The organism is Enterococcus sp. AAFC-DPL-5146 (assembly GCF_058216635.1).
In genome coordinates this window covers 864,502-877,012 of record NZ_CM177103.1, presented here as the reverse complement: position 1 = coordinate 877,012, position 12,511 = coordinate 864,502, and the positions used below count along the sequence as shown (strand labels likewise).

The 12,511-nt window shown below is 35.9% G+C and carries 11 protein-coding genes; all 11 read right to left on the bottom strand.

The window, feature by feature from the left end; all coding sequences use genetic code 11:
- Positions 1–15: 15 nt before the first annotated feature.
- The 11 genes from AC4BB2_RS03965 to ligA all read right to left on the bottom strand — a co-directional run bounded on the left by AC4BB2_RS03965 (position 16) and on the right by ligA (position 12,491).
- The gene (locus AC4BB2_RS03965; RefSeq protein WP_490474141.1) at positions 16–1,143 is read right to left on the bottom strand and encodes a sensor histidine kinase; all 1,128 of its coding nucleotides are present in this window, start codon (positions 1,141–1,143) and stop codon (positions 16–18) included.
- Complete coding sequence (locus AC4BB2_RS03960) at positions 1,143–1,844, bottom strand: response regulator transcription factor (protein ID WP_490474140.1); 702 nt, start codon at positions 1,842–1,844, stop codon at positions 1,143–1,145. Before AC4BB2_RS03960 ends, AC4BB2_RS03965 begins: the two co-directional genes overlap by 1 nt.
- A 127-nt stretch (positions 1,845–1,971) precedes the next feature.
- On the bottom strand, positions 1,972–2,637 hold the full coding sequence (locus AC4BB2_RS03955; protein ID WP_490474139.1) for an ABC transporter ATP-binding protein: 666 nt from the start codon (positions 2,635–2,637) through the stop codon (positions 1,972–1,974).
- A gap of 17 nt (positions 2,638–2,654) precedes the next feature.
- Complete coding sequence (locus AC4BB2_RS03950) at positions 2,655–4,037, bottom strand: ABC transporter permease (protein ID WP_490474138.1); 1,383 nt, start codon at positions 4,035–4,037, stop codon at positions 2,655–2,657.
- A gap of 214 nt (positions 4,038–4,251) precedes the next feature.
- The gene (locus AC4BB2_RS03945) at positions 4,252–4,383 is read right to left on the bottom strand and encodes a hypothetical protein (protein WP_490474137.1); all 132 of its coding nucleotides are present in this window, start codon (positions 4,381–4,383) and stop codon (positions 4,252–4,254) included.
- Between the two features lie 2 nt (positions 4,384–4,385).
- On the bottom strand, positions 4,386–5,756 hold the full coding sequence (gene rlmD, locus AC4BB2_RS03940; protein WP_490474136.1) for a 23S rRNA (uracil(1939)-C(5))-methyltransferase RlmD: 1,371 nt from the start codon (positions 5,754–5,756) through the stop codon (positions 4,386–4,388).
- Between the two features lie 134 nt (positions 5,757–5,890).
- Complete coding sequence (locus AC4BB2_RS03935) at positions 5,891–6,970, bottom strand: diacylglycerol kinase (protein ID WP_490474135.1); 1,080 nt, start codon at positions 6,968–6,970, stop codon at positions 5,891–5,893.
- Between the two features lie 17 nt (positions 6,971–6,987).
- Positions 6,988–8,418, bottom strand: a complete 1,431-nt coding sequence (gene gatB / locus AC4BB2_RS03930) for an Asp-tRNA(Asn)/Glu-tRNA(Gln) amidotransferase subunit GatB (RefSeq protein WP_490474134.1) — start codon at positions 8,416–8,418, stop codon at positions 6,988–6,990.
- Complete coding sequence (gene gatA / locus AC4BB2_RS03925; protein ID WP_490474133.1) at positions 8,418–9,887, bottom strand: Asp-tRNA(Asn)/Glu-tRNA(Gln) amidotransferase subunit GatA; 1,470 nt, start codon at positions 9,885–9,887, stop codon at positions 8,418–8,420. The genes gatB and gatA overlap by 1 nt, the downstream gene beginning before the upstream one ends.
- Positions 9,887–10,192, bottom strand: coding sequence for an Asp-tRNA(Asn)/Glu-tRNA(Gln) amidotransferase subunit GatC (gatC, locus tag AC4BB2_RS03920; protein ID WP_490474132.1), 306 nt, complete (start codon positions 10,190–10,192; stop codon positions 9,887–9,889). Before gatC ends, gatA begins: the two co-directional genes overlap by 1 nt.
- A gap of 253 nt (positions 10,193–10,445) precedes the next feature.
- Positions 10,446–12,491: an NAD-dependent DNA ligase LigA gene (ligA, locus tag AC4BB2_RS03915; RefSeq protein WP_490474131.1), complete on the bottom strand. Its 2,046-nt coding sequence runs from the start codon at positions 12,489–12,491 to the stop codon at positions 10,446–10,448.
- Positions 12,492–12,511 lie beyond the last annotated feature (20 nt).

Here is a 12,511-nt window from a genome sequence, read left to right as displayed (position 1 = left end):
AGTCCTGATCCATAATTAATTATGGATTGGAATTGAAAAACGAAAATATATTTCTTTGCCCTCTATCCTGCAAGACACTTCTCCAGCATGGTTTTCAATGATTTTTTTCACTAACGCTAATCCTAAACCATTACCAATAATTTGATTACTCGTCTTCTGACCTCGATAAAATGGTTCAAAGATACGTTCTACTTCTTCTTCCATGATTTCTTGCCCGTGATTTCTCACTTCAAAGGTCAAGTTTTCTTTTGAAGATGTTGTTGTAACAATTACTGCAGATCCTTCATCTCCGTACTTGACTGCATTTTCAACTAAATTTTTTAGTGCTACACCTAACATAATTTTGTTCCCTTTGAAGTGGATATTATTTTGGCTTTTATTTTCTAATATAATTCCTTTGTCTACAGCTTTTGGGTCTAGTACAGTAAAGACTTCATTAATTAAGTAGTCTGTACGGATAGTATCTGTTAGCTGAAGTAGATTATCATTTGCTAGTAATAGTAACTGCTCTAAAGTAATGGATAATTTATCACAACTTGATAAGATTGCGTCTGTTATTTGTTTGTTTTCTTCGTCTGACTCATCAGAGTTCATTTGTAGCAGTTGCGTGTACGTAATGATTACAGCTAAAGGCGTTTTTAATTCATGAGCAGCATTATTAACGAAGTTTTTTTGTTTGAGAAATGATTCGTCTAATCTTGCGGTCATCTCATTATAGCTCATGCTTAGTTCTTGAACTTCTTGAGGCTGCCTCTGATCGATTTTAATTTGTTTTCCGATATTCTCAGTGTCTAAGTTACTCATTGTCTTCTGGAGCGCTACAAGCGATCCTAAGCTTTTTCCAACTAATTTATAGGTAATAAAAGTCCCCATAACAATCAAGACGAACCATACAAAAATAATACTTGATGAAAATGACGTTCTAGCTTTAGCCAAGGTTTCACTCAATTGGCTACGTTCTTTAATATCCAGAGTGGTTCCAGTCTTTTCAGCTTTTGAAGCAACTACTCCAGAATCAAGTCGTGCTAAACGTTCAACAGAGAAGTTTTTATTTGCACCTGTTACAGAAAATAATAACATAATCAATGACATACTAATTAAAAGCCCACTAACTAACAAAGTGATTTGCTTTTGTAAACTCATTATTCTTGTTCCCTTCTCTCTACACGTTTGTCAGATAAACAATATCCTACACCTCGAATAGTTTGAATCATTTCAGCAGCTGTTGTATCAAGATCTGCTACTTTTTTTCTTAATGAATACATATGGTATTTAAACGTATTGGAGAATAAATCCACATCGCCATCCCATACATGTTCCATTAGTTTTTCAGCAGAAAAAACCTTCTCTGGATTTTTTATCAGATACTCTAGAATCCCAAATTCTTTCCTTGTTAGTTTAATTGGCGCGTCTCCTACTTTAACGATTCGCTTTGTAGAATCTAGACTAATTGCACCATACATAATAACTGACTCTTCTAAACTAATTTTTTGTCTTAGTAAGTTTCTTACTCTGGCTTCTAACTCAAAAAAGTCGAATGGTTTCGTTAAGTAATCATTTGCGCCCATATCCAACCCCTTGATTTTATCTTCAACAAAACTTTTCGCAGATAAAATCAGAATTCGGATTTCTAAATCATAGGTACGAACCTTCTCTAAAATTTCCCAACCACTCATATTAGGCAAGGATAAATCTAATATGATTAAATCGTATTCCGTTACTTCTATCATTTCAATTGCCTGAAATCCATCCATTGCTTTATCAACAGCATAACCTTTTTTCCTTAATCCCATACACAAGCCTTCGCCTAATAGAATATCGTCTTCAACAACAAGTAAACGCATTATCATAAACCTCCTAAAAAAGTCTCACTTACAATAACATTAACATACTTTTTTTATGAATGATTGAGAGGTTTATGAATAATGTATAACTTTTTTCGTTTGAACCATATTTAGTGAGAGACTTTTGTTAAAGTGGTCTAAGGGTATTATCTTTCAATACTAGACTAATATCTGCTTGTTTAGCAATTTCTAAATCATGGGTAACCATAATAACACATTTTTTTTCAAGCAAAGCAAGCTCTTTTAACATATCGATAATGCCTTTAGAAGTCACTTGATCCAAATTCCCTGTTGGTTCATCTGCAAAAATTAATGGTGAATCTGCTGATAATGCTCTAGCAACGGCAACCCTTTGTTGCTGTCCACCACTTAATTTCATTACATTTTTGTGCATCAGCTCTTCAGTAATACCGACTGCTTTTAGTTTATTTTTTACATACTCATTGATATTTTTGATGTGCTGGCTTTTAATTTCCATTCCTACTTTAACGTTTTGAAAAGCAGTCATATAAGGAATCAGATTGTACGCTTGAAAAATTATAGATGTAAAATTCTTTCTGTATTTTGTGATTCCCATGTCATAGACATTTTCTCCTCTATAGCTAATGCTACCTTCAATAGGCTTTGTTAGTCCAGAAGCAATAGATAATAATGTCGTTTTGCCCGCACCTGATGGTCCCATAATTGTGTAAAAATTTCCTGCTTCAAATGTATAGTTGATATTATCCAAAACTTTATACTCTTGGATTCCATCTTTATATGAGTAGGTGATATCTTTAAGTTCTAAATTCATAATGTCTATTTCTCCCTCTAGTCTTTTTGGGCAAACAGGTCTTTTGGATCTGTTCTAGCAATAATGATACTTGGTACAAGAGTTGTAATAATAATTAGTAAAAATCCTAAACCTGCTGCTTGTGAAATAACCGTTGTATTTACTTGTAGCTTCATTTTATCTACAGGTTCTATCTCTTTCGTCTCTTCACCATAGTCATCTGTTTCTTGTACGACAGGTCCAGCATTCTCCACTTGTTTGGATAACATCATATTTGAAATTGACTCTCCGGATGTCTTAACGATTGCTAAGGATAGACCAAATGAAAGGAGACCTATCAGTAAAATTTCTACCACTAATTGCAGAATCACTTTCACTTTTGTTTCTCCTAAGGAAAGTAAGATACCTACTTCTTTTTTGCGATCACGAATAGATAGTAACGATAAGAACGTTAAAATTAATCCACCAGCTACTACAATTACTTTAATCATAATTGAACTAAAGGCTGCCATTTTTTCGAGAGGTCCAATCATTTGCTCGTATTGTTCAGTGTAAGCATCTAGTTTAAAGAAGTTATTTTCACTTGGCATTTTCGTTTCAGCATCTTTTACAAAGTCGTCCACTTGCAGTGGATCTTTCAAATAAAAGGTTGCATCGTCGATATTGGCACTTTTGCTTGATTTTAAAAAGGAATCCATATCCACATAAATTTGATTCTCTGGTTGAGACATTTCATACATTTGTTCTAAAGCGGAAACTTCTTTTTCGCTCTTATAAATCCCAGTTACTTTATATTCTTGTTCTTCCTGTTCTCCATCTAGTGAAGAAGCTCGGATTTTAAATTTATCGCCTAATTTTAATTGATTATTTTTTGCAAATGTTTCTTCAACAACTGCGGAATTTTCTGATGTTTTAGCTGTTATACCTTCTCCTTCGATTAGATTAGCATCGTGATTTTTAAAATCAGCTGTTTTTAATAAATCATTCGTACCAATCAGTTTAAAAGCAGGTACTTCTTGCCCAGAATTCATTTTAGGCATACTAGAAGTCATTGATTCGTCTCCACTATCGGATTTTGGCTCAACTGATTTTAAGTTGCTTTTAGCCGCCCCAGTTTCTCCTGTCATTAATACACTTTTTACTTGAGGCAAACTGCCGATTTGATCTACTGTTTCTTTTGAAAGTGGCTTTATACTTGACCGTCCGCTGAACAAGGCTTCTCTGATTTTGTCGTTGTCTCGTTTCAAACGAACTTCTGCCCCTAATTGTTTCCGTGCATCTACTTTACTTTGCTCTGCCGATTGTTGGATGGCAAATCCTGATAAAATCAATAAAAAGACAATAAGAAACAGGCCTAAAAATAAAGCTGTTCGCCCTTTCCGTTGCCAAATACTGATTAATGATCTCTTAAAAAAACTCATATTGTTTCCTCCAATTTATACTCTGTTTGTTACGAAGCATATCTATCATAACAATTCCATGGTCAGATTTTGGTTAGATAATTTGGAAAGAAGAAAAATTATCTATATCATCTGCCTTGTATATAGAAATGAGCTATTTAAAGCAGTGCAAAAAAAGAGGGGAACTAAACGAAATATTCGTTTTGTTCCCCTCTTTCAATCAAGGAGCATCAATCTATTTATTATAAATTTTTGGCCCTTTTCGCATATTTTTACGATCATTCTTAGGCTTCTCCATTTTTTCAGATCTGCCTCCACCTTGTTTCTTTTTGATTAATTCTAACATTTTTTTCTTTGTATCATCCATCTTTACACCGTCCTTGTTAACAAAGTAACTGACTCAATATGAGTTGTTTGTGGGAAATTATCCACTGGTTGGACTTCTTTGACCTCAAAACCGCCGTCAACTAACAATGCAAGATCACGTGCTAATGTTGCTGGATTACAGCTCACATAAACAATGCGTTCAGGTTTTGTTTCGATCAATGTTTCTACTAAACTCGTTTCTAATCCTTTGCGTGGCGGATCAACAATCACAACATCTGGTTTGATGTCATTTTCAATTAATCTTGGTAACGCTTCTTCTGCTAAACCAGCTGTGAATGTCGCATTGGTAATATTGTTCAATTTTGCATTGCTTTCAGCATTTTTAGCAGCTTCTTCAATGACTTCCACACCATAAACATGTTTTGCATCTTTAGCTAAAGTCAAACCAATCGTGCCAATTCCACAATAAGCGTCAACAACCACTTCTTTACCAGTCAATGCTGCATATTCTTTAACTTTATTATACATCACTTCTGTTTGTTGTGGATTTACTTGATAGAATGAACGAGAAGAAATTTCAAATTTCAAATCAAAAATCGTATCGATCATTTGGTCTTCTCCATGTAAAAGAATCGTTTCATCACCAAAAATTACGTTGGTCTTTTTAGAATTGACATTTTGAACTATGCTGACAACCTCAGGCAAGGCTTCTAAAATGTCAGGAATGATTTTACTACTCGGAAATAGTTTAGGTGTTCTTGTAATCAAGACAACCATCATTTGTCCTGTATGGTAACCACGACGAACGACAATATGACGTAAGTTACCTGTATTATCTGATTCATTATATGGTTTGATACTGTAACGTCTCATAATATCACGAATTTTGATTACTGCTTCGTCGATTTTAGGGTCTTGAATATAGAAATGTTCTAACGGAATCAGATCATGACTATTTTTTCTGAAGAAACCTGTTTGTAGTTTGTCGTCGATTTTTCTAACTGGAATTTGTGCTTTATTACGGTAGCCCCAAGGATTGTTCATACCAATTGTATCCATTACAGGAACATCTGGTAATTTCGCTACACGTTGCATTACATTTTTCACTTGATCGGTTTTAAAAGCTAATTGAGCACCATAAGCTAGATGTTGTAAAGGACTGATGCCTACCTTCGTAAAGTTCGCATCTTTGACTGGTACACGGTCTTCACTTGATTTTAAGATATTTAACACTTTACCGTAACCAAAACTTTTGCCGACTTTTAGCACTTTAATTTCGATTTTTTCACCTGGCAAAGCATTTTCTATAAAAAGCGGGTAGCCGTCAATTTTGGCAACACCCATTCCTTCATGTGTTAAATCAATAATATCAACTTCAATTGTTTCGTTTTTGTTCACTGGAAAATTATTCATAAGTCGCTCCTTCTTTTATGCGCTTCACTCATTCTAATGAAAAAATGCTAGAAAAGCAACAAAGACTTTCTTTTTATCACTTCATTGTAAAAAAACAGCTCTCTGCAAAACAAAACACAGAAAGCTGCTTTTTTTTACTTCTCGTTATCTTTTCCGGCAATCTTGCCATCACCGTCGATATCTTCTTCTGTCAGGCGTTCGACTTCTCTGACGAATTCTTTGCTTGTCTCTAGATACTCATCATCATCTTCACCTGACTTACCGTCATAATCTTCTAAGACTGAACCCATGATTGCATTTGATGGAATTGCATCAGCATTGGCAAACATTTCAATATGCTGGTGCAAATTGACAAATTCCATCGGTGCATCACCGCCATATTCACCATCTAAATTAATCATCATACGACTATTGGATTCTAGCGTTTCAGCATATAAACGGCTAGTTTTTGTGTAAATCAACCGATGATCTTCTATATGTTTACCTCCATTTAGCATCAACGCCGCTAAATGTAAAATTTCGAAAACATTAGCTGTTTTTACAATAATCAAAGAGAACTTTCCATCGTCAAGTTTCGCATCAGGTGCAATCTGTTCAAATCCACCAACTGAATTAGTCAATCCTAAGAAAAACATTGAAGCATTGCCTTCATAAACACCTTCATCATATTCCATCCGCATCTTGATTGGTTTCACACGAGGCAGCATCTCAGCGCCTTTAGCTAAGTAAGCTAAATAACCAAAAATACTTTTTAGTTCTGAAGGAACTTCATAAGTTAGTTCAGTCAAATGCCCACCGGCTGCAATATTGATAAAATAATTATCTTTGGCTTTTCCGATGTCCATTTTGACGGTTTGATTTTTTTTGATGACTTCTGCGGCTTTAACAATATTGTCTCTAGGAATTTTCAATGCTCTGGCGTAATCATTGGTTGTTCCAGCAGGAATGATCGCCATAGACGGTCGATTTTCTAATGGAGCAATGCCATTCACGACTTCATTGATTGTTCCGTCGCCACCCGCTGCGACAATTAGGTCGAAACCTAGTTTAGCAACTCGGTGTGCTTCATTTTTAGCGGAATTCTCATCAGGCGTTGTGGCAAAAGCACTAGCTTCATATCCGCATTCTTCCAAGATAGAAAGAATGTCAGCTAGGTTTTTCTTGACTAGCTCTTTACCTGAAGTTGGATTATAAATCACTCTTGCTTTTTTCATAGGTCATCTGCTGCTTTCTATCGTTTTGTCAATTCTTCTTGTAGCAATTTATTTACAATACCTGGGTTGGCTTGTCCTTTCGTTGCTTTCATGATTTGACCAACTAAAAAGCCAACTGCACGGTCTTTCCCATTTTTGAAATCATCAACAGATTGTTGGTTATTGTCTAGCACATCATTGATGATTGGCAACAATTGTGATGGATCAGATAATTGAACCAAGCCTTTTGCTTCAACGACTTCTTTAGCGTCGCCGCCGTTTTCGATCAATTCTTTGAAGACTTTTTTCGCAATTTTAGAACTGATCGTACCATCTGCAATCAATGTGATCATACCAGCTAAGTTTGCAGGTGTTAATTTTGTATCAGGCAATTCTACTTTTTCACTGTTTAAGTAAGCTGAAACTTCACCCATTAACCAGTTAGAAACTTGTTTGGCATCTGCGCCTTCATTTAAAGCTTCTTCAAAGAAATCAGACATTTCTTTTGTCAGCGTTAGAACCATCGCATCATATTCAGGTAACCCTAATTCTTTAATGTAACGAGTACGACGAGAAGCCGGCATTTCTGGTAAGCTGTGGCGAATACGCTCAATCCACTCATCATCGATGTCAAAACGTGGAACATCAGGTTCTGGGAAGTAACGATAATCACTTGAACCTTCTTTAACACGCATCAATAATGTTTTATTCGTTGTCTCATCGAAACGGCGTGTTTCTTGTTGAATTTCTCCACCTGATAGTAATACTTTCGCTTGACGTTTTTCTTCAAAAGCAAGTCCTTTTTTTACAAAACTCATTGAGTTCAAGTTCTTAAGTTCAGCTTTTGTTCCAAATTCTTCTTGGCCATAAGGACGTAAAGAAATATTGGCATCACAACGCATTGAACCTTCTTCCATTTTTACATCTGAAACACCTGTAAATAGAATGATTGAACGGATAGCTTCTAAATAAGCATAAGCTTCTTCTGGTGAACGCATATCTGCTTCTGAAACGATTTCGATCAAAGGCGTACCTTGACGGTTTAAATCAACATAAGAATAACCGCCGTCGCCGTGGATATTTTTCCCAGCATCTTCTTCTAAATGTACGCGCTCAATACGGATACGTTTTGTTTTCCCTTCAACTTCAATGTCAATCCAGCCATCATGTCCGATTGGTTGATCGAATTGAGAAATTTGGTAAGCTTTGGGATTATCTGGATAGAAATAGTTTTTGCGGTCAAAATGTGTATCTTTAGAGATCTCACAATTTAAAGCAAGAGCTGCTTTCATTCCAAATTCAAGAGCTTGTTTATTCATTACAGGTAACACACCTGGGTAACTCCAGTCGATTACATTCGTATTGCTATTTGGTTCTGCACCAAAGTGAGCTGGTGCTGGTGAAAAGATTTTAGAGTTTGTTTTTAGTTCTACATGGACCTCAAGTCCGATGACAGTTTCAAAATTCATTAGTCATTCCCCCCTAAGATCACAGGTTTTTTCGTATGGAAATCTGTTGCTTGTTCAAACGCAAATGCAGCTTTATACATTGTACTTTCATCAAATGCTTTCCCAATAATTTGTAAGCCGACAGGTAAACCTTCTGAGAATCCTGCTGGTATTGACATACCTGGTAAGCCAGCTAAGTTTACAGGAATCGTTAGTAAGTCGTTCATATACATTGTAATTGGGTCATTGATATTTTCACCTAATCCAAATGCAACTGTTGGTGAAGACGGACCAATGATGATATCGTATTTTTCAAAAACATTATCAAAGTCTTGCTTGATTAACGTTCTTACTTGTCCAGCTTTTTTGAAGTATGCATCGTAATAACCAGCACTTAATGAGAACGTACCAAGCATAATACGGCGTTTTACTTCTATACCAAATCCTTCAGAACGAGAATTCACATAAACGTCTTCTAGATCCTTCACATTTTCAGAACGGTAACCATAACGAATTCCGTCAAAACGTTGTAGGTTTGAACTTGCTTCAGATGAAGCAATGATATAATAAACTGCTACACCATATTTTGAATGTGGCAAGCTAACTTCTTCAACTGTTGCACCTAATGCTTTAAATGTTTCTGCAGCTTTAAGAACAGCTTCACGAACACCAGCATCCACGCCTTCACCAAGATATTCTTTTGGTAAAGCAACTTTCATACCTTTGATGTCTCCAGTTAACCCAGTTGTAAAATCGGGTACTGAAACGCCAGCAGATGTTCCGTCTTTTTCGTCATATCCACTGATTGCATTTAATGCTAATGCATTGTCTTTGACGTTTCTTGTCAACGGACCAATTTGATCCAAACTAGAAGAAAATGCGATTAAACCAAAGCGAGAAACACGTCCATATGTTGGTTTCATTCCCACGATTCCATTAAATGAAGCAGGTTGACGAATACTTCCACCTGTATCAGTTCCTAAAGAAACAGGGACTTGTCCTGCAGCAACAGCCACAGCAGAACCACCTGATGATCCACCTGGAACTTTAGAATGATCCCAAGCATTCTTCGTTTTCTTAAAGTATGATGTCTCTGTACTTCCGCCCATTGCAAATTCATCCATATTTAGTTTCCCAACAGGAATCATATCTGATTGATAGATTTTATCCATAACAGTTGCATCATAGACTGGGTTGAAATTATACAACATTTTTGAAGCAGCTGTTGTTAAAATATCTTTTGTTACGATGTTATCTTTGATCCCGATTGGAATACCAGCTAATGGATTTGATTCAGTAATACCTTTAAGATCGATTGCTTTCGCTAATTCTAAAGCTTTCTCGTCATTTATCGTAATAAATGAATCAACCTCTTTTTCTGTTTCATTGATGCGATTTAATGTTGCATTTGTTAAATCAGTTGCTGTGATTTCTTTTGATACAAGTAAATCATGCAATTCTGTTAGTGACTTATCGTATAATTTTTCCATTATGCACCAGCCTCCCCATTGTCGATAATCGCTGGCACTTTGATGTAGCCATTTTCTGATTCAGGTACGTTTTTCATTAATTCATCGCGATTCATACCTGGCGTTGCTACGTCTTCTCTCATAACATTGATTGATTGTGCAACATTAGATGTAAACGGAACACCCTCTGTATCTATGTCTTCTAATAGTTCTACCATATCGATAATTTTGCCTAATTGGTTAGTAAAGTCTTTTAATTCCTCATCGGAAAAAGACAATTTAGACAATTTTGCTACATGTTTTGCTTGTTCTTCACTGATTGCCATGTATACCCTTCTTTCTTTTAGAAAAACTCAGTCAAGTTGTTATGTTCAGATAATGATTAGCCCGTATCTGAAAGACAACTCTTATGAGTTCACTAGTTCATTTTTTATACTGTTAAACGAATATTCACGTTAAGAAAACAGCTTTTTTCTTATTCTATCATAAAATTCTAAGAAATTATGATAGAGATGAAAGAAAATAGTCTAATTAGATGTAAAAAATAATGCTAGACATCTTTTTCATTCATTTTTTTACTTATTCAGGCAGTTCAATGGTCGTACTATTATCAAGTGCTGCAACCATCTGCGCCTCATCCCAAACCTCAACCCCCAGATTCTGAGCTTTTGTTAATTTACTGCCGGCATCTTCACCGGCAACAACGATATCTGTTTTTTTAGACACACTGCCGGTTACTTTTCCACCTAGATTTTCAATTTTCTCTTTGGCTTCTTCTCGATTATAGTGTGTTAATTTCCCTGTTAAAACGACTGTCTTATCTTTGAATGGTGACTCAACAGCTTCTAACTGTGCTGTCCGAATGCCTTTGTATTCAAAATTAACACCCGCTTTTGTCAGTTCATCCATCAATTCATGGACTTCTTCATTTTCAAAATACGTCACTAAACTATCAGCGATGATCTCACCAATAGAATCAAGTACCACAACCTCTTCTTTCGTTGCTTTGCTAATAGTTCTTAGATCACCAAAATGTTCTGCCAAAACTTTTGCAGCTTTTGCTCCAACATGACGAATTCCTAAACCAAAAATCAAACGTTCAACGGAATTATCACGACTTGCAGCAACTGCTTGGTAGATATTATTGGCTGATTTTTCTTTGATTTTATCTAACGTCATCAATTGTTCTTCTGTTAAAAAGTACAAATCAGCAACATCAGCAACTAGCTCTTTATCATACATCTGTTCCAAAACACGAGGACCTAAGCCATCAATATTCATGGCATTTCTGGAGACATAGTGATTCAGTCCTTCTTTGATTTGAGCGGGACATTTTGGATTGATACAACGTAAAGCAACTTCTTCATCTAAATGAACCAATTCACTGTTACAAACAGGACAATGGGTTGGGATCTCATAGGGTTGGCTATTTTCATTCCGTTTTTCTGTCAATACTTGAGCAACTTCTGGAATGATATCCCCAGCTTTATAAATAATTACCGTATCATTCAAACGAATGTCTTTCATTGCTATAAAATCAGCATTATGCAAACTCGCTCGACTAACAGTCGAACCTGCTACGCGAACTGGCTGCATCACAGCTGTTGGTGTAACGACACCTGTGCGACCAATCGTCCATTCAATTTCTTCCACAACCGTCTGTGCTTCTTCTGGTGGAAATTTATAAGCAATTGCCCAACGAGGCGCTTTAACTGTAAAACCTAATTCATCTTGAATTGTAAATTCATTAGTTTTGATTACAATTCCATCGATTTCATAAGGCAATTCTGTTCGTTTTTCATGATACTCTTCTATATATGCCCACACTTCATCAATATCTTGACATAATTTCTTTTCAGGATTGGTTCTAAAACCAATTTCTGATAATTCATTCAATGCATCAAACTGAGTCTGTGCAGTCATTGGTCCAAAATCGGCTACTGTATATAGAAAGGTATTGAGATTACGTTTAGCAACCATACTCGTATCTAACTGACGTAAGCTGCCTGCTGCTGCATTTCTAGGGTTGGCAAAAACATCTTGTCCTGCTTCTTCTCGTTCTTTGTTCAAATTGACAAATGATTGTTTTGGCATATAACATTCACCACGAACTTCAACAGAAATCGGCTTTTTCAACTCTAAAGGAATTGATTTCACTGTCTTCAAATTTTCAGTGATATTTTCTCCAACGGTTCCATCACCACGTGTTGCACCTTGAACAAATTTCCCTTTTTCATATTTCAATGAAATCGCTAGTCCGTCAATTTTTAACTCACAACAATAACTAACGGGTTTCCCTGCTAATTTTTGGACACGTTCATCAAAATCGTAAATGTCTTCTTTACTGAAACCATCATTCAAACTATACATTTGAACATCATGAGTAACTTTCTCAAATCCCTGTAAAATCTTGCCCCCCACACGTTGTGTCGGTGAATCCGAAGTAATCAAGTCTGGATATTCGGTTTCTATGTCAGACAATTCTTTATAAAGCCGATCATATACATAATCTTCTACGGTAGGTTTATCCGCTACATAATATTCATGAGAATATTGATTTAACTGAGCTCGTAGTTCTTTTGCTTTATCTGTCGCTTCTGCTAATGTTAATGGCAATTCTGCCATAAGTAACCCCTCCTAAATTT

What these genes read in the sequence shown, in the direction of transcription:
- AC4BB2_RS03965 (WP_490474141.1), bottom strand. Translation starts at nt 1,143, where the DNA reads ATGAGTTTACAAAAGCAAATCACTTTGTTAGTTAGTGGGCTTTTAATT.
- AC4BB2_RS03960 (WP_490474140.1), bottom strand. Translation starts at nt 1,844, where the DNA reads ATGCGTTTACTTGTTGTTGAAGACGATATTCTATTAGGCGAAGGCTTG.
- AC4BB2_RS03955 (WP_490474139.1), bottom strand. Translation starts at nt 2,637, where the DNA reads ATGAATTTAGAACTTAAAGATATCACCTACTCATATAAAGATGGAATC.
- AC4BB2_RS03950 (WP_490474138.1), bottom strand. Translation starts at nt 4,037, where the DNA reads ATGAGTTTTTTTAAGAGATCATTAATCAGTATTTGGCAACGGAAAGGG.
- AC4BB2_RS03945 (WP_490474137.1), bottom strand. Translation starts at nt 4,383, where the DNA reads ATGGATGATACAAAGAAAAAAATGTTAGAATTAATCAAAAAGAAACAA.
- rlmD (WP_490474136.1), bottom strand. Translation starts at nt 5,756, where the DNA reads ATGAATAATTTTCCAGTGAACAAAAACGAAACAATTGAAGTTGATATT.
- AC4BB2_RS03935 (WP_490474135.1), bottom strand. Translation starts at nt 6,970, where the DNA reads ATGAAAAAAGCAAGAGTGATTTATAATCCAACTTCAGGTAAAGAGCTA.
- gatB (WP_490474134.1), bottom strand. Translation starts at nt 8,418, where the DNA reads ATGAATTTTGAAACTGTCATCGGACTTGAGGTCCATGTAGAACTAAAA.
- gatA (WP_490474133.1), bottom strand. Translation starts at nt 9,887, where the DNA reads ATGGAAAAATTATACGATAAGTCACTAACAGAATTGCATGATTTACTT.
- gatC (WP_490474132.1), bottom strand. Translation starts at nt 10,192, where the DNA reads ATGGCAATCAGTGAAGAACAAGCAAAACATGTAGCAAAATTGTCTAAA.
- ligA (WP_490474131.1), bottom strand. Translation starts at nt 12,491, where the DNA reads ATGGCAGAATTGCCATTAACATTAGCAGAAGCGACAGATAAAGCAAAA.